Source organism: uncultured Hymenobacter sp., from assembly GCF_964243305.1.
Lineage (GTDB): Bacteria > Bacteroidota > Bacteroidia > Cytophagales > Hymenobacteraceae > Hymenobacter.
Genome location: NZ_CAXTEF010000003.1, coordinates 210619 through 226846, shown reverse-complemented (window position 1 = coordinate 226846; position 16228 = coordinate 210619). Strand labels below are relative to the sequence as shown.

General features: G+C 59.9%; 14 protein-coding genes. 8 read left to right on the top strand and 6 right to left on the bottom strand.

What is annotated here, in order from left to right; genetic code table 11:
- The first annotated feature begins 574 nt into the window (after positions 1–574).
- The 3 genes from ACFE70_RS03790 (at position 575) to ACFE70_RS03780 (ending at position 5679) form a co-directional block, all read left to right on the top strand.
- Positions 575–1261, top strand: coding sequence for a hypothetical protein (locus tag ACFE70_RS03790; RefSeq protein WP_375416384.1), 687 nt, complete (start codon positions 575–577; stop codon positions 1259–1261).
- Positions 1262–1373: 112 nt separating this feature from the next.
- Positions 1374–3329 carry a site-specific DNA-methyltransferase gene (locus ACFE70_RS03785; RefSeq protein ID WP_375416383.1) on the top strand — a complete coding sequence of 652 codons (1956 nt, stop codon included), beginning with the start codon at positions 1374–1376 and terminating at the stop codon, positions 3327–3329.
- A gap of 10 nt (positions 3330–3339) precedes the next feature.
- On the top strand, positions 3340–5679 hold the full coding sequence (locus tag ACFE70_RS03780; protein ID WP_375416382.1) for a hypothetical protein: 2340 nt from the start codon (positions 3340–3342) through the stop codon (positions 5677–5679).
- Positions 5680–5709: 30 nt separating this feature from the next.
- On the opposite strand, the gene ACFE70_RS03775 is transcribed toward ACFE70_RS03780, so the two are convergent.
- On the bottom strand, positions 5710–6342 hold the full coding sequence (locus ACFE70_RS03775; RefSeq protein ID WP_375416381.1) for a DUF1684 domain-containing protein: 633 nt from the start codon (positions 6340–6342) through the stop codon (positions 5710–5712).
- Between the two features lie 237 nt (positions 6343–6579).
- Between ACFE70_RS03775 and ACFE70_RS03770 the strand changes: the two genes are divergently transcribed.
- Complete coding sequence (locus ACFE70_RS03770) at positions 6580–7179, top strand: transposase (RefSeq protein ID WP_375416380.1); 600 nt, start codon at positions 6580–6582, stop codon at positions 7177–7179.
- Between the two features lie 103 nt (positions 7180–7282).
- Here ACFE70_RS03770 and ACFE70_RS03765 read toward each other — a convergent pair whose 3' ends face one another.
- The 4 genes from ACFE70_RS03765 to dusB all read right to left on the bottom strand — a co-directional run bounded on the left by ACFE70_RS03765 (position 7283) and on the right by dusB (position 10004).
- Positions 7283–8296 carry a DMT family transporter gene (locus ACFE70_RS03765; protein ID WP_375416379.1) on the bottom strand — a complete coding sequence of 338 codons (1014 nt, stop codon included), beginning with the start codon at positions 8294–8296 and terminating at the stop codon, positions 7283–7285.
- 77 nt (positions 8297–8373) lie between these two features.
- On the bottom strand, positions 8374–8706 hold the full coding sequence (locus ACFE70_RS03760; protein WP_375416378.1) for a PIN domain-containing protein: 333 nt from the start codon (positions 8704–8706) through the stop codon (positions 8374–8376).
- Positions 8703–8987, bottom strand: coding sequence for a hypothetical protein (locus tag ACFE70_RS03755; protein WP_375416377.1), 285 nt, complete (start codon positions 8985–8987; stop codon positions 8703–8705). Before ACFE70_RS03755 ends, ACFE70_RS03760 begins: the two co-directional genes overlap by 4 nt.
- 27 nt (positions 8988–9014) lie before the next feature.
- On the bottom strand, positions 9015–10004 hold the full coding sequence (gene dusB, locus ACFE70_RS03750) for a tRNA dihydrouridine synthase DusB (protein ID WP_375416376.1): 990 nt from the start codon (positions 10002–10004) through the stop codon (positions 9015–9017).
- A 160-nt stretch (positions 10005–10164) separates the two neighbouring features.
- Between dusB and ACFE70_RS03745 the strand changes: the two genes are divergently transcribed.
- From ACFE70_RS03745 to ACFE70_RS03730, 4 genes are all read left to right on the top strand, one after another.
- On the top strand, positions 10165–11184 hold the full coding sequence (locus ACFE70_RS03745) for a lysostaphin resistance A-like protein (protein WP_375416375.1): 1020 nt from the start codon (positions 10165–10167) through the stop codon (positions 11182–11184).
- 24 nt (positions 11185–11208) lie between these two features.
- A complete protein-coding gene (locus tag ACFE70_RS03740) occupies positions 11209–12213 on the top strand; it encodes a phosphatidate cytidylyltransferase (protein WP_375416374.1) in 1005 nt (334 codons plus the stop codon).
- Between the two features lie 198 nt (positions 12214–12411).
- Positions 12412–13704 (top strand): Glu/Leu/Phe/Val dehydrogenase, encoded by a 1293-nt coding sequence (locus ACFE70_RS03735; protein WP_375416373.1) that lies wholly within the window; start codon positions 12412–12414, stop codon positions 13702–13704.
- Between the two features lie 375 nt (positions 13705–14079).
- The gene (locus tag ACFE70_RS03730; RefSeq protein WP_375416372.1) at positions 14080–14739 is read left to right on the top strand and encodes a phosphatidylserine decarboxylase family protein; all 660 of its coding nucleotides are present in this window, start codon (positions 14080–14082) and stop codon (positions 14737–14739) included.
- Between the two features lie 180 nt (positions 14740–14919).
- Here the strand turns inward: ACFE70_RS03730 and ACFE70_RS03725 are convergent, their stop codons facing one another.
- Positions 14920–16101 (bottom strand): glutathionylspermidine synthase family protein, encoded by a 1182-nt coding sequence (locus tag ACFE70_RS03725; protein ID WP_375416371.1) that lies wholly within the window; start codon positions 16099–16101, stop codon positions 14920–14922.
- Positions 16102–16228: the final 127 nt, after the last annotated feature.

Here is a 16228-nt window from a genome sequence, read left to right as displayed (position 1 = left end):
CGGACTTGGAAACGCTAGGCATTCTGCGCGAGATAACGGGGTATAAGCGCAACCGCATGTTTGTGTTTTCGGAGTATTTGGCCCTGTTTCAGGAGTAAGCGCAAGGATTTGCTGGCCTGAGTGGGGGCTGGGCCTGCTGCTCGGCTGCTTGGGCTAGGTTTGGGTAGGGCTACGCCAACTCCAAGCTGAACCGGGCCATAGGGTGCGGGGCTTGTCCTCGCCCAGCGTCGAACAGTGGTCGTCGAATTGGCGCGGATGCCGGGTGGGGGTGAGCCCCGCACCCTACGTCGCTGGGAAAGGCTGGTTGGTAAGGCGAAAATACCCCTTCGCCCCACGCAACCCCTTCTTCGCTCCGCGAAATTCATACGCGCTCTGGCGAAATTTATACTTTGGGCGCCGAAACCGCCCGCCGACCCGCCCGCCAGCGGGCGCGGGGCCGCGAAACGGCTCTCAACTGCTCCGAAACCGCCATTGAGCTTCCCGCAACTCCGCAGCCGGCCGCTTGCGGGCGCGTAGGCGGCGCAGTAGCTTTAACCCGTCAACTTCAATTCCCTTCCATTACTTATTTATCTCTATGACCGACCAAGAACTCAACTACTACACGATGGCCCGCCAGACCGAGCGCCAGCTAGCCGCCAGCCGCCCGACCTGGGAAGCCGAAGCTCCGCGCCTACTGCCCGACTTCGAGCAGCTCACGGCCCAGCTCGCCGCCTTCGACCAAGTGGCTGGCCAGCGCCAGGGCCTCAGCAGCCAGGGCTACACCGATGCCAAAGACGCTGCCGAGGCCACGGCCGTAGCGGCGGCCCTGCGCGTGATTAAGGGCCTGCGGGCCGTGCAGCTCGACCATCCCCGCCCGGAGTTGGCCGCCGTGGCGGTGCTCACCAAATCGGGCCTGGACAAGCTGCGCGACTCGGCCCTGGCCGATACCCTCGACGCGGTGCGCGCCGCGGCCCAGCCGCTGGCCGCCGAGCTGGCCCCGGAGCGCGTCACGGCCCAGCACCTGGCCGAGCTTGACACGGCTGCCGCCGCCTACCGCCCGCTCATCGGCACCGCCCGCGGCCAGCAGATTGCCGGCTCCACACTACGCACCACCGCCAAAAAGCTGGTCACGGAGCTGCGCGCCACCCTCGACCGCCTCGATACCCGCCTCGACACGCTCGAAGACGACTTCCCGGAGCTGGTCGCCGCCTACCGCCAGGCCCGCCGCCAAGTGGCCGCCGGCCGCGGCGGCGCTGCCGCCCCGGCCGAGGCAGGGGGGTAGGGAGTCGTTTCGGAAAACGCAAAAAGCTCCGGCTGCTATGGCGGCCGGGGCTTTTTGCGTTTGCTAGCTTTAATAGCATCAAGTACCTTTGAGAACAACTCGACTGTACCCGATGAAGACTAAAAACACTACTGATTTTCCTATTCTACAAACGCTTGAGAAGGACCAACTCATTCAGATGGTGGAAGAGTTGCAAGAGGAAAAACGTCTGACTACTGCCTTCGGCCATATTGCTGAAACAGGCTCCAATGATGCGGCGCTGATGTGGCGGGGGCGCAACCGCTTCTTGGCCGAGATTGTGAAGCCGGTGAAATTGCAGCGGGATGACGCGCGCAGCTACCCGGTGGGAGAGGGCGGTGAGCATCGCATTATTGATGGCGACAATTTGGCCGTGATGCGCTCCTTGCTCACGGAGTTTCGCGGTGGGCCGACGACGGGATTTGATGTTGTATACATCGACCCGCCCTATAATACCGGCAAGGATACGTTTATCTATAACGACAACTACCGCTTTAGCCGCGCCGAAGAAGCCCGCTTGAAGAAAACGGCCAACTACGTAGAGAAAGGCGTGAGCCTGGATGATGCCTCGAAGCACACCAAATGGATAAACCACATGGCTCCGCGTCTGTGGGCCGCGCGCAAGCTGATGAAACACACGGGCGTACTCATTGTGAGTATTGATGAGCACGAACTGCCCCGCCTCTGGATGCTGCTGGAAGAAATGTTCGGCGAAAAAAATCGTTTGGCAACGTTGATTTGGGAACGGTCGCGCAAGAATGACGCGAGCTACATCTCCGAAGGCCACGAATATATGCTGGTCTGGGCGCGGGATAAAGAAGCTCTCGACCAGATAATAAAGCAGAAGGGAAAATGGCGTGAGCCGAAGCCAGGGCTAGCGCCATTCCTAAATGAATTTCACCGTTTATGTGAGCTTTATAAAAATAACACTGCTGAAATCTCCAAGGGACTCAAAGACTTTGTTCGAGGAATTGATAAAAACAGTCCTCTCTGGACAATCAGACAATATGTTCATGTGGACAGCAGGCACGTTGAGTTAGGCCCTTTCGTGGAGGAGGATGCTACATACCCTAAACCGGGTGGCCCAAAATTTAGAGTGGAACACGCTGAGACTGGAGAAGTAGTCCGAACACCAGACAAAGGTTGGAGAGCTGCAAATCTAGAGGCATTCCAGAAGCTAGTCGATGATGACTTAGTTGTTTGGAAGGGGGCAGGAACCCCAAAAATCAAAAAATACCTATTTGGAGGACGTGAGAATGATGTGATTACTTCCGTTCTTCAAAAAGACGCCCGGCAGTCGGTGATGACCCTAAAATCCTTGTTGGGATTTGACGATGCTATCAATCATCCCAAAGACCATCTAATTCTAAAACGCTTGTTTGCGCTAGCAACGTGGGATAACCCCGAAGCTAAAATTTTTGACCCCTACGGAGGCAGTGGCACGACGGGCCACGCGGTGCTGGCTATGAATGCCGAAGATGGGGGTAGGCGGCGGTTTGTCATGGTAGAAAACGGTGACCCTACGAACAAGAAATTACCCCGTGACGAGTACACGGACCGGCTCACGGCGGAGCGCATCCGGCGGCTGCTGGCCGGGCGCTGGGCCGATGGCAAAGAGCACCCCGCTTTGCCGGGCGGCTTCACATTCTTCGAGGCCAAGCGCACGGTAGATAAGAAGATGCTGATGGAATCGGACCGGGAAAACCTGGCTGATATCATTCTGCAAATCGTGGAGGAAGATTCTAACCGGCAGGACTGCCGCATGGACGGCTACGAATACCTAATTGGCAAAACCCGGCTGGGCTTTGGGATTGCACTGGTCTGGGAGCGGGGCCCGATACGCGGACATCAGGCATTAACAAAGGAAATTCGGTCTAAAATCATGGAAGAGGCCCGGCAAGCCGGTGTGAGCAAGCCCGTGTACATCTATGCCGTGGCGAACGTGTCGCCGCTGAACGACAATCTGTACCGGTTTCAGCAAATTCCAGATTCGCTGCTAGCTCGCCTCAACCTGCTGGAAGAAGAAATTGACGCTACCGACGACTACTAAGTTTATTCTTGTGCAACTGACCCGCGACACTCTCAAACCTTTCCAGCTCAGAGCCGCTGGCGAGCTGACTCGGATGCTGACCTCATTTCCGTCAGACGAGTTTAAGCCTCATTATGATTCGGATACGGCGGAGCTATACCCGTTCCTGTGCCGGCTAAACGCCATCACAGGCAGCGGCAAGACGCCGATGCTGGCCGTAGCCGCAGCCGCGCTGGGCGATGCCATCATTTTGTGGACGACCAACCGCGGCGCCGTCATCTCCCAAACGGCCACTAACCTAAGCGCGGGCGGTAGCTACGCTGCCCTGCTGCCCGAAAACGCCGAAGTACGCGAGCTAGGGCGCCTAACCGAAACCGAGTGGAGCAGCATCGTGGAGGCTAAAAGCGGCCTCACCATTTTGCTGGCTACGGTCGCCTTGTTCAACCAGGACCCGGCCGGCGAAAGCCTGAATGTGCATCGGGAGCGGGGCGGCACCTCATACTGGGAAATGTTGGCTGGCCGGGGGCCGCAGGCCCGGCACCGGCCATTGTACGTGGTATATGATGAGGCCCACGGCGCGACCAATAATCAATTTACGCGCCTGACTGAGTTGCGGCCGCGCGCCTTCGTGTTGGCTTCGGCTTCGCCTTTGCCTCCGGCGTTAGTTGAGTTGATGCCGGGCAAAACCGGTCCCGAAAAAGCCGCCGCCCAGGCCCGGCAGACGGTAAAGGTGAACACGACGGAAGTAGTAGAAGCTGGCTTGCTAAAGACGCGGCTCTACTTGGTGGACTGCAACACGACCCGGAGCGATGCCGTGAAGGATTCCAACGATAAATGGGTAGAGTTGAGCCGCAAGCTACCGGCCAGTGCATCGCAAAGCCCCATCTGGTGCGGCGTGGTAAATTCGACCTTGGCCGGGTTGGAGGTCTGGGAGATTCTGACCCGCGACCTGGGGGTAGGGCCGGAGCGCATTGCGGTTCATCTCTCGTCCATTGATAAAGCGATGCGGGATGCGAATCCTAGCGTGAACTGGAATCCGCTCATCGACACGCACAAGGCGAAGAAAACGCCCGAAAGCTTGCGGGCTGATGGCTACACGCATATCATCTGGAATTTGTCGCTACGCGAAGGTTGGGACGAGCCGTGGGCTTACGTGGCCTACCTGGACGGTATTGGCAAGTCGATGGTTGATATATCGCAGAAAATCGGGCGCTTTGTGCGTCAACCAAATGCTACGCCTTTTGCTGACGGCGATTTAAACTCTGCTTACTTCTACTTTAATGTCCCTGACGAAGACTTTACCTCACTGGTAAGGGCTACGCAGCAGGAGATGGAACGGGAGGGCTACGAAATTATCGCGCTGAATAACCGAGGCGGTAAAGTCCCGCCTTCGCGCTTGGTGCCGACGCGGGAAGAACGAAAGATTCCGCAGGTGCTTGAATCATTCGGCCAAGATTTAGCGGCGCTGGATAAAGTACTGACCGACCATGTGCCGCTGTTTGCCCCGGAAGACTTGCGGGCCCCTGGCCGGGTGAAAACTCGCGTGTTTGACATGCACCGCAATGCGGAAGATGGGAGCCTGCAAAAAGAGGAGAAGCGTACCGACAACGCCGAGATTCGGGTCTGGAATTACTTGCTTGAACGCCTCAATGCCACTGATGGGCGAATCGTGAGACCCAATAGTACGTGCTTCTCACACGATATAAAAGACGAAAAAGCCTTAAAGCAGAAGATGCAATATGGCTCACGAGCTATGCTCACAATTAATCGAAACCTAAGCCTAGTTGAGCAGGAATTGAATGGCTATTTCCGCTTGGAATACGAGCCTGACGACCCGTATGAATTAAAACCGTTCAACTTGGTCGCTCCTAACTTAGCAGTAGATGATACCGCTAAGCGGGCAAAATACCAGGTGCGAACCTACCAAAACGCCCTTCATGCTGAGTACAACGGCTTGAACCGGTTTGAAGTGTTAGTAGCTGACGCATTGGATAATCTGGGACTGGATTGGTGCCGTAATCCGGCGCAAACCGGCTACTACATTCCCATTGCTGAAATCGGTGAAGGCACGACTAAGTTTTTCCCAGACTTCTTACTGTGGACTAAAAAATGCCTGTGGGCCATTGACCCTAAAGGGCCTCATATCACCAACGATGCTATTCATAATAAGCTACTAGGCGTGTCGGATGTGGACGGGATGCCGCTGAAAGTCCGGGTAGCATTGATATTAGAAGGTCGGTACGTGCTGGGACATAACTATCGGCCTCATAGGCAGGGCAGCGACGGTTACACATTGATTATTAAAGAAGGTGGGATGCCAAGGTCCAACCGCTATGATTCTCTAGATTCTTTGGTGGCAGCTTTAAAGTAGGCTATGAGTTCTACCTATTCTATATTTTTCCTAATCTCTCACGCCCGCTGGCACGGCCACGCGCAGCCGGTTTTCCGCCGGTGGCACGGGGCAGGAATAGGCGTGGTTGTAGGCGCACGACGGATTGTAGGCCCGGTTGAAATCCAGCAGCAGGATGGTGCTGCCGGCGGGGGGTAGGCGCAGGTCGAGGTAGCGGCCGCCGCCGTAGCTGCCGTGGGCATTGGTGAGGTCGGTGAAGGGCACCATCAGGTAGTCTTCCAGGCCGGGGCGCTGGAGCAGGTCCAGGCTTTGGTAGACGCTCAGCTGCTGCGGCTGGCCAGCGAGGATGAAGTAGAGCGTGCCATATTTGCGGTAGAGCGGGCGCCGGTCGGTGCTCGTGACCATCGTGAAAGGCGCTGCCGTGGAGTCGCGCACGAGCCGGGCCACCACGTAGTAGCCGTAGCCGACGGGGTAGTAGGACAGGGACTGGAAGGCCTGTCGCTCCGCTGCCGACAGCGGCGACTCCTTGGGGTCGCTGAACTCGTGGTTCAGATTGCGCTGAAACTCGGCCACGCTCAGGGCGTGGGCGGCGGAGTCGAGGCGGGCAGGAGGGGGTAGGGAATTTTGGGCGACGGCGAGGCGGCTGAGAAGCAGCAGCGCCAGCAAGGGTCGGAGCATCGGCATGAGGCAAAGCTAGTTGTCTGGTCAGGCAGAGATTCAGCTTGGCCGAGTGCTCAGGCTGAAACTCGATAATTTTCAGGTCCGGGTGTTATCAGCAACTACTGCAACCGCTGGTTGCAGTAGTTGCTGGCGGAAAATTCTCCAACCACTGGTTGGAGTAATTCTCGCACCAGCTGTGCGAGAATTGACTTTGAGTAGTCGTCCTTGAAATGCGACCGAACAGTTTAACCTTAGAAACCCGTGGCTTTAACCGGCGAAACCATCTTCACGACCCTGCGCCTGGCCCGCAGCCTGAGTGCCACGCAGGGCCGCGCCCTGCGCGCCGCCCAGCTCGAAGCTCAGCAGCAACTGCGCGAGCAAAGCAACGCTGGCGCAACCGCCGACGAGCTGGCCGCCGCCCAGCGCCGCGCCCAGAAGCAGTTTTTCGCGCAGTTTGACGCGGCGCTCGACCGGCCCACGGTTGGCCCGGCCTGGTTTGCAGAATACGAGCCGATGGCCGAAACCCTGGCCGGCGAAATTATGATGCTGGAAGAGAGCGGCTTTCAGGTGCCGGGCTTCGCCATTTTGCCCAACCACGTGCACGCCGTGGTGCACTGCCCAGCCAGCAACCGGCTTTCGCTCTCCAAGGCCCTGGAGCTGCTGCATCTGCGCACGGGGCAGCTCTGCCGCCGCTTCGTGCGCCCCCGGCTGCCGCCCGAAGCCGATTTCTGGCAGACGGGCGCCTACGACTACGTGGTGCACGATGCGGCTGAGCTGCGCCGGCTGGTGGCGTATGTGCAGCGCAACAGCTTGAAAGCCGGGCTGCCGCCGAAGTTTCAGCAGTGGCCTTATGTGAGTTAAAAGTTGACAGTTAAAAGTCCCTACCCCCTCATTCAGCTTCAAGCCAAGCGAGGGGGTAGGGACTTTTAACTTTTAACTGTCAACTTTTAACTTCTCTTTCAACTCACTTCGCCCGGTGAATAATCAGCACACCAAGTAATATAATGAGCATCCCTACCCCATGCCAGAGGTTGAAGGCCTCGCCATCGAGCACGCCCCAGCCCAGGGCCACGATGGGAATCAAATAGGTGCTGGACGCGGCAAACAGGGCCGTGGACTGCTTGATGAGGCGATTGAAAAGCACCATGGCCAGGGCCGTGCTCAGGGCGGCCAGCAGGGCAACGTAGCTGAAAGCCGCCCAGGCGCCGGGCACCGCGGCCAGCTTGTGCAGAAACGCCGTGCCTACCAGCAGATAGGCCAGCGCCGGCCCGCCGATGAGCAGCAGCATGACGGCCGTCATGGTGACGGGCGCCAGGCCGGTGAGGTGCTTCTTGATAACATTGACGCTCAGCCCATAGCCCAGCGTGGCAGCCACGATGAACAGGCCGTACCAGGCGTTGCCCTCGCCGGTGGGGGTGGCCGCGCCGCCGCTGCCGCCCAGCAGCATCAAGACCACCGTGCCGGCCAGGCCCAGCCCGATGCCCAGCACCCGCGGTCCCGTCAGGCGCTGCCCGAACAGCAGCGCGCCGACCAGCAGCGTGAACACCGCCGTGAGGGCATTGAGCACGCCCGCCAGCCCCGAGGCCAGCTTGGTTTCGGCGTAGGCAAACAGGAATGCCGGCACCAGCGTCCCGACCACGCCGCTCAGCGTCAGCCACTTGAAGCGGCTGCGCTCCACTTTCCGTACTTCGCGCAGCGCGAACGGCAAGAGCAGCAGCGCCGCCACGCTCACCCGCGCCGCACCCAGTTCCAGGGCCGAAAACACGAGCAGGCCCTTCTTCATCAGGATGAACGACGTGCCCCAGATAAGCGCCAGTGTGAGCAGCAAGGCCCAGGCCAGCGGCGTGGTGGGGTTGGCGGGCGAAGGGGGGGTAGGGATTTTGGCGGGCTTGAATTTCCCTACCCCCTCCGCTTGGGCCGAAGGCTCCGTGCGCGTGGAAGAAGCGGAAGCGGCCGGCACCGTGGTAGAATCAGCCATGAATAGAGGAAAAATGCCCGGCTATAAATCAGCCAGGCGCAGCAAGCGCACCTGCGGGTCGAGGCCGCCGAAATCGCTCAGGTTTTCGGTGAGCAGGTCGCGCCGGCCGCACGGGCCGTGGCCAGGATGGCGGCGTCGGGCAGCTTGATTTTGCGCTGCGGATGCCGTCGGTATTGCACGACAAACTGCGCCTCCGCCATCGTGAAAGGGCGCACCTCCAGGCCACGCAGGAAAAGCTCCATCCGGCCCTGTTCAGCCGGAGTTGGAAAAGCAAACCCCAGGGCTTCCGCCCAGCACACTACCGAAGTCAGAACGACCTCGTAGTGCTGGCCCAGAATCGCTGGATTAAACTGCTGCTTGGACACGGCAACCAGAATATTAGTGTCCAATACCACCACGCGTTGACTCATGGCTGGGGCGTTTCGTCCCGGTCCCACTCACCCCGTATCTCCCGTTGCCAGGCTACCGGGTCCGTAACGGTCGGGTACGGGTCATGGCCTTCAAATGCTTCGTAGGCTTTGCGCAGCGCCTCCCAATCAGTGGGCTTGAAGCGGGTAGGGGGGGTAGGGGCCGGCACATACGGCACCAGCAAAACTAAAAACTCAGCGTTGGCTAAATTCAAATGTTCGGCCGGCAAATCAACCGAGATTTTACCAGCTTCAGCGCGGGCGTGCAGTTGAATAGCTTCCATAGTTGCGAAGGTACAAGAATCAGAATCCTACCCCACCAGCACGGCCTCACTCGCCGCAATTTCCGCCAGAATCTCCCGCACCACCTCCGGCGTTTCGGCATCGACCAGGCGCGTGCGCCACTGTTTGGCGCCTTCCAGCCCGCGGAAATAGTGCGCGTAGTGGCGGCGCATCTCGAAGATGCCGGCGCGCGGGCCTTTCCATTGCAGGCTTTTCTCAAAGTGCAGCTGGCAGGCCGCTACGCGCTCTTCCAGCGTGGGCGGGGCCAGCTTCTGGCCGGTGGCCAGGTAGTGCTTGATTTCGCGGAACACCCAGGGGTAGCCGATGCTGGCGCGCCCCACCATGATGCCATCGACGCCGAAGCGGTTTTTGTAGTCCGCCGCCTTTTCTACGGAGTCGATGTCGCCGTTGCCGAAAATGGGAATTCTGATGCGCGGGTTGTTCTTGATAGCCGCAATCAGGGTCCAGTCGGCGTCGCCCTTGTACATCTGCACGCGGGTGCGGCCGTGCACGGTGAGCGCCTGAATGCCAATGTCTTGCAGGCGTTCGGCCACGTCGCCCACGTTTTTGGTTGTTTCGTCCCAGCCCAGGCGGGTTTTCACCGTCACCGGCAAGTGCGTGGCCTGCACCACGGCGCTGGTCATCTGCACCATCTTCGGAATGTCGCGCAGCAGGGCCGCGCCCGCGCCCCGGCAGGCCACTTGCTTGACCGGGCAGCCGTAGTTAATATCAATCAAATCGGGGCCGGCGGCCGTGCTGATGCGGGCGCACTCGCCCATCGTCGCCACGTCGGAGCCGAAGAGTTGGATGCCGATGGGGCGCTCATAATCAAACACATCCAGCTTCTGCCGGCTCTTGGCCGCGTCCCGAATCAGGCCTTCCGAGGAGATGAACTCGGTGTACATCAAATCGGCGCCGTTGGCCTTGCACACGGCCCGGAACGGCGGGTCCGACACGTCCTCCATCGGGGCGAGCAGTAGGGGGAAATCAGAGAGTTGAATGTTACCGATAGAAACCATAAAGTAGGGTGCGGGGCTCGCCCCCGCCCGGCGTTGAACGGCGGGGGTTGCAGTCAAACAGGGGGGTAGGCGCGGGCGGCGGGCGAGGACGAGCCCCGCGCCCTACCCCCACTCAACTAATTTTACGCAAATTTACGCCCTTCGCAACCAGCCGCCACCCATGAAAGGTTCTGTCCCGCCGCCCACCGCCCGCCACCCGGCCCTGAACCTGCTGCTGCTCGTCGGGCTGATGCTGGGCGCCTTTTGCGTGGGCGTTTTTCTGGTTTCCCTCTACGCCAAGCTCACGCTGGGCGGCGCCAGCATGAGCGCCGTGATGGCGAATCCGGCCAGCTTCCGGCAGGGCTGGGACTTCACGATGGTCTCGCAGGGCATGCTGCTGCTGGTGGGGTTTGGCGGCGCGGCCTCGGCACTGGCGCTGCTTTCGGGCGGCCGCTGGGTTGATTATTTCGCGCCGCGCCGGCCGGTGCCGGCCTGGGCGCTGCTGGCGGCGGGGCTGCTCATCATTCTGATGCTGCCGGTCATGTCGGCGCTGGTCGAGTGGAACGCCAAGACGCATTTTCCGGCCGTGCTGCGCGATTTCGAGGGTTGGGCGCGCGCCAGCGAGGACCGGGCCCAGACCCTGACCAAGTACCTGACGCAGTTCTCGTCGCCGGGCCGGTTTCTGGTAGGGGTGCTGGTCGTGGCCGTGGTGCCGGCCATTGCCGAGGAGCTGTTTTTCCGCGGCGTCATCCAGCGCAACCTGGGGCAGTGGTTTTCGCCGCACGTGGGTGTCTGGCTGGCGGCGGCCATCTTCAGTGCCATCCACTTTCAGTTTTTCGGGTTTTTCCCGCGCTTCGTGCTCGGGCTGGTGCTGGGCTACCTGTATCAGTGGAGCGGCAACATTCTGGTGCCGATGGCCGCGCACTTCACCCAGAACGGCTTCCAGCTCCTGCTGCTTTATCTACAGCAGCAGGGCAAGCTTGGCGCCGACTTCAACCCCGACAACACCGAGTCGCTGCCCTGGCCGCTGGTCGTGGTTTCGGCCGTGCTCAGCGCTGGTTTGCTCTTTGAGCTATATCGGCGCCTGCGTCCCGCCGCGGTTGCCGAAGCGCACATCATCAGCCGCGGGGACGAGACCGGAAAATTAGCGCCGCCCGCTGTTCACAACGTCGGCCCGGCCGTGGAAAATAAGCGCTCCTGACGGCAACAGCCCCCGACTTTACGTTTGCCGTTCGCTAAAATCATTTTTCTATTGGCGCCAATCCCTACCCCCCCTCCCCCGGCTAAAGCCGCCCCCAGCAACCTGCGCCTGCGCCTTATCTACGGCGTCATCGGCGCGGTCGGGCTGCTGGGCTGCGTCTGGTTCGGGCCGGTCACGTTCGGGCTGTTCTTCGCCGCCACGCAGGCCGTGATGCTCAAGGAGTTCTACCGCATCATGCGGGCGTGTGGGTATAAGCCAGCGGCTTGGATTGGAATTATAGCAAGCATAATAGTTTTCGCAACCATTCATTTGACTGCTGGAAATTGGTATTACAGCCAGCTTTTCAATTGGACAAATAACTCAACTATTTATCCGCAGTTAAGCGAATCACAACCGGCTGTGCTGTTGCCTTCAGGATTGTGGCTGCTTCAAGCTGGCTCAACCTTTTTCTTGTGGCTGATAGCTGGGGCGTTGCTGGCCGTGGTGTTAGTTCTTAATGAAATTTTACGCTGGCCGAACAATGGGCAGCCTTTCATTAATATCGGCGCCACGCTGGGAGGTATTTTTTACGTGAGCTTGTCCATGAGCTTACTTAATATTCTGCCCTTTACACAAGCAAACGGCTACGACTACCGCCGCGTGTTCTGCTTGCTCTTCCTTATCTGGGCGTCCGACATCGGCGCCTACGCGGCCGGCAAAACCTGGGGCAAGCACAAGCTGGCGCCTAACATCTCGCCCGCCAAAACCTGGGAAGGTTGGGCCGGCGGAGCGTTGCTCACGCTCATTATCGCCTGGGTGCTGGGCAGCTTCATCCCCGATTTGTCGCTCACGCACCGGCTGGTAGCGGCGGGCGTCGTGGCCATCTTCGGTCCGCTCGGCGACTTAGCCGAGTCCATGCTCAAGCGTAGCGCGGGCGTGAAGGATTCGGGCACGTTTCTGCCCGGCCACGGCGGGCTGCTCGACCGGTTCGACGCGTTTCTGCTGGTCTTGCCAGTGCTGGCACTCTTGCAGCTGCTGGCCGGGCAGTAAGGCCGCAAGAGAGGGGGTAGGGATTAACTGAAACAGGCGGTTGATTGCCACATAGTGGCGGCGGGCGACGCGAAAAAGAAAGAAATGTGGCCAGCGTGGCCCTGTTTTTGCCGCCGCGCGCCGCCAAACGGCCGGCCCCTGCGTAGTATGTTATTATACCTTTGATTCCCCATTCCCACCCTTAACCACCCGCTGCTTATGGCTACCGCCACCGCCGTTTATAAAGAGCCAGCCCCGAAGCTGGACCGCGAAAACCCGCTCGAATCGATGATGTCGCGCTTCGACTCGGCGGCCGACATCCTCGGCCTCGACGACGAAACTTACGAAGTGCTCAAAGCCGCTGACAAGCAGGTGATTGTGCATATTCCCGTGACGATGGACAACGGCAAGGTGCGCGTGTTCGAGGGCTACCGCGTCATTCACAACACCATCCTGGGGCCCAGCAAGGGTGGCATCCGCTACGACCAGCACGTGCACCTGGATGAGGTAAAAGCCCTGGCCGCCTGGATGACGTGGAAGTGCGCCGTGGTCGATATTCCCTACGGTGGGGCCAAGGGCGGCATTATCTGCAACCCGCTGGAGATGAGTGCTGGCGAAGTCGAGCGCCTCACCCGCGCCTACACCGTGGCGCTGAAGGACGTGTTTGGCCCCGACCGCGACATTCCAGCCCCCGACATGGGCACCGGCCCGCGCGAAATGGCTTGGCTGATGGACGAGTTCTCGAAAACTGTGGGCATGACCTCGCCGGCCGTGGTCACGGGCAAGCCGCTGGTGATGGGCGGCTCTTTGGGCCGCACCGAAGCCACCGGCCGCGGCGTGATGACTTCGACGCTGGCCGCGCTGGCCAAGCTCAACATGCAGCCCGAAAACACGTCGGTGGCCGTGCAGGGTTTCGGCAACGTGGGCTCCTGGGCTGCCAAGCTGTTGTTTGACAAGGGTCTGAAAATCAAAGCGGTATCGGATATCTCCGGCGCCTACTGGAATGCTGACGGCATCAACATCGACGAAGCGCTGGCTTACAAAAACGCCCATAATGGCCGCCTCGAAGGCTTCAGCGGCGCCACGCTCATGCCCGACCCGAGCGAGCTGCTCATCTGCGACGTGGACGTGCTGGTGCCTGCCGCCGTGGAGGATGTGATTACCGAGCACAACGCCGCTGACATCAAGGCCAAGCTCATCGTGGAGGGCGCCAACGGCCCGACTTCGGCCTCGGCCGACCCCATTATCAATGACAAAGGCATCCTCGTAGTGCCTGATATCCTGGCCAACTCCGGCGGCGTCACGGTGTCGTACTTCGAGTGGGTGCAGAACAAGCAGGGCTTCAAGTGGAGCCTCGACATGGTGACCGAGCGCGCCGACCGCATCATGACCGACGCCTTCAATAAGGTGTATGATACAAGCCAGAAATATAAAATCCCGATGCGCATCGCCGCCTACGTGGTGGCTATTGACAAGGTCGCCCAGACGTACAAGTACCGCGGGGGCTTCTAGAAGCGCAGATGTTGTGGACTTCAAGGATTAACGCGGATGATGTTCGGATGTCAGATGACTGACGGCAGGGATGTCCCGCGCTGGTTTGCGGTGATTGCGGTTCGGCCGGCCTGGCAGGCGCGGGTAACGCCGAGATACTCACATTAAAAGATTAGCAGACGGGAGAAATAATGGCTGGTTCGCTGTTGTTTTGCTTGAACGAAAAGGCACGAGCCGGTTGGCTAGTGCCTTTTTTGGTATCAGCCAGCAGCCGTTTGCGGCTAGCGGCCGTAATTTGCCCTGTTGGCTTACTGGCCGGCCATTTCAGTTCTAGCTACTTAACCGCGCCGCTTGCGTCCGCGATATTCGCTGCTCCATCTGCTCCATCTGCGATTAATGAAGATTCATAAAGAAGGCCGCCGCATCCTGTTCGTCACGATTCTGGTGCTGGTAGCCACCAACCTACTCTTGTTTCAGTACAACGCTTCCCGGCTGTTCAACCAGATTTTCGCGGTCTGCTCGGCGCTGGCGTTTCTGCTGCTGCTCCAGTTCTTCCGCAGCCCATTCCGGCGCCGCTTCACCAATGAAGACTTGCTTATCGCGCCCGCCGACGGTAAAGTGGTCGTGATTGAGGAGGTGCAGGAGCCGGAATACTTCGGCGACGCGCGGCGGCAAATCAGCATTTTCATGTCGCCCATCAACGTGCACATCACCCGCAATCCGGTGTCGGGCATCGTCAAATATTTCAAATACCACCCCGGCAACTACCTCGTGGCCTGGCACCCCAAGAGCAGCACCCAGAATGAGCGCACCACGGTGGTGGTGGAAAGCGAAGCCGGGCCGCTGGTCCTGTTCCGGCAGATTGCCGGCGCGATGGCCCGCCGCATTGTGTGGTATGTGAACGAGGGCGACGAGGTCAGTCAGGGCGACGAGTTCGGCTTCATCAAGTTCGGCTCGCGCGTCGATTTGTTTATCCCACTCGACGCCGAGGTGAAAGTTGAGTTGGGCCAGAAAGTGAAGGGCGGCGAAACAGTAGTATGCCAGTTTAAAGTCTGAACCACGGATTTATCGGATTGGTCGGATTTCGAGGACGATTTGGCTCGTAAGACGATTTTTAAGGAAAGAGCAAAGGCCACTCGCATGGGTGGCCTTTGCTCTTTCAGAGGGGGTAGGAAATTCAGATAGAGCTGACGCGAAATCGTCCTCGAAATCCGACCAATCCGACCAATCCGTGGTTCAGACAAGCAAATGCGGCACGAACTCCGAGAGGTTGGTGATTAGCCCGGCTTCGCGGCGGAAGCCTAGCGCGCAGGCCTCGCCGGCCCAGAACACGCCGGCCTGGTAGCGGCGGCCTTGCGCGTCGGTGGGCAGCTCGGCCCAACGCTGGTAAAGCTGTGGCTGCTGGCCGAAGTCGCCGGACACTTCGGCTTTGGGTTCGGGCGCGTCGGCCGTTTCGATTTCGGCCACGTTCTGCCCTTCGCGTCCGAAGAACGGCTTGCGCACATGGTGGCCGGGCAGGGGCTGAAGGCTGGCTTCGAGCAGCAGCGGGTGGTGCGGAAACGTGTCCCAGAGGTGGGCCAGCAGGCCTTTGCTTTGAAACAGCAGGCTGTACGCCGGGTTGGCGATGACGACGGTGCGCGAAAGGGTAAGCTGAACAAGGTCGGCGGTGAGGTCGGGCTCTTCCTCGGCCAGAATCTCCCAAGGCACGAGCTTGAAGAGAAAGTCGAACTTCTGCCACTGCTCAGGGCCGGTTTCGGCCCACACGCCGCGGTCGGCGCCCTCGACGGTGACGCGCATATCGTCGATGGGACAGAGGTGGGGGGTAGGAAAGCCAGCGGCGCGGGCGGCTTCGGCCAGCACGGCGCAGTTGGCTTCGTCCTCGGCGCTGCCGGGCAGATAAACCAGCAAGAGACTGTCCGCCAAATCGTTGTTGAGCGCGCGCCAGTGGCGAAACTGGTCTTCGAGCCCCTCGAAGAGGCCGTTGGCCTGGCGCCCTTCCTCCGACTGACCAGCTGCCACCAGGCTGGCCCACTGCACCACGGCGGTTTCGGGCAGGCTGGTGGCAGTGTCGGCGTTAAATTCCAGCAGCTTGGGGCCGTCGGCGGTCAGGGCCAGGTCGAAGCGGCCGTAGAGGTGCCAGTGGCGCTCGTCTTCCCAGGAGTGGCGCACGGCCGCCCACAGGTTCTCGGGAATGGCCAGCTTGCGCAGAAACTCCTCTGAAATCGGATCTGGGATGGCCTGCACCAGCATGTCGTAGAGCGTGTCGGCGGCTTCGAGCAGGCTTTCGGCCTCACGCTCGGTGAGTTGCACGGCTTCGCGGGCCACGTAGTTCTGACAGGCTTCCTCGATGGCCCAGTCCCAACCCAGCGCGCGCACGGCGGGGGTTGCGTCACCGGGCAGGGGTAGGAGGTTTATCATTTTTTAGTTATCAGTTAACAGTGAGCAGTTATCAGTGAATAGTAAGCCGTGAGACGTTCAGCCCCAGTGGGGCAGCATATTAGTAGTACAACCAGTATATAGACGGTCGGAGCCCCAGCGGGGCGAC

What these genes read in the sequence shown, in the direction of transcription:
- ACFE70_RS03775 (WP_375416381.1), bottom strand. Translation starts at nt 6,342, where the DNA reads ATGCCGATGCTCCGACCCTTGCTGGCGCTGCTGCTTCTCAGCCGCCTC.
- ACFE70_RS03790 (WP_375416384.1), top strand. Translation starts at nt 575, where the DNA reads ATGACCGACCAAGAACTCAACTACTACACGATGGCCCGCCAGACCGAG.
- dusB (WP_375416376.1), bottom strand. Translation starts at nt 10,004, where the DNA reads ATGGTTTCTATCGGTAACATTCAACTCTCTGATTTCCCCCTACTGCTC.
- ACFE70_RS03725 (WP_375416371.1), bottom strand. Translation starts at nt 16,101, where the DNA reads ATGATAAACCTCCTACCCCTGCCCGGTGACGCAACCCCCGCCGTGCGC.
- ACFE70_RS03755 (WP_375416377.1), bottom strand. Translation starts at nt 8,987, where the DNA reads ATGGAAGCTATTCAACTGCACGCCCGCGCTGAAGCTGGTAAAATCTCG.
- ACFE70_RS03760 (WP_375416378.1), bottom strand. Translation starts at nt 8,706, where the DNA reads ATGAGTCAACGCGTGGTGGTATTGGACACTAATATTCTGGTTGCCGTG.
- ACFE70_RS03765 (WP_375416379.1), bottom strand. Translation starts at nt 8,296, where the DNA reads ATGGCTGATTCTACCACGGTGCCGGCCGCTTCCGCTTCTTCCACGCGC.
- ACFE70_RS03745 (WP_375416375.1), top strand. Translation starts at nt 10,165, where the DNA reads ATGAAAGGTTCTGTCCCGCCGCCCACCGCCCGCCACCCGGCCCTGAAC.
- ACFE70_RS03730 (WP_375416372.1), top strand. Translation starts at nt 14,080, where the DNA reads ATGAAGATTCATAAAGAAGGCCGCCGCATCCTGTTCGTCACGATTCTG.
- ACFE70_RS03735 (WP_375416373.1), top strand. Translation starts at nt 12,412, where the DNA reads ATGGCTACCGCCACCGCCGTTTATAAAGAGCCAGCCCCGAAGCTGGAC.
- ACFE70_RS03785 (WP_375416383.1), top strand. Translation starts at nt 1,374, where the DNA reads ATGAAGACTAAAAACACTACTGATTTTCCTATTCTACAAACGCTTGAG.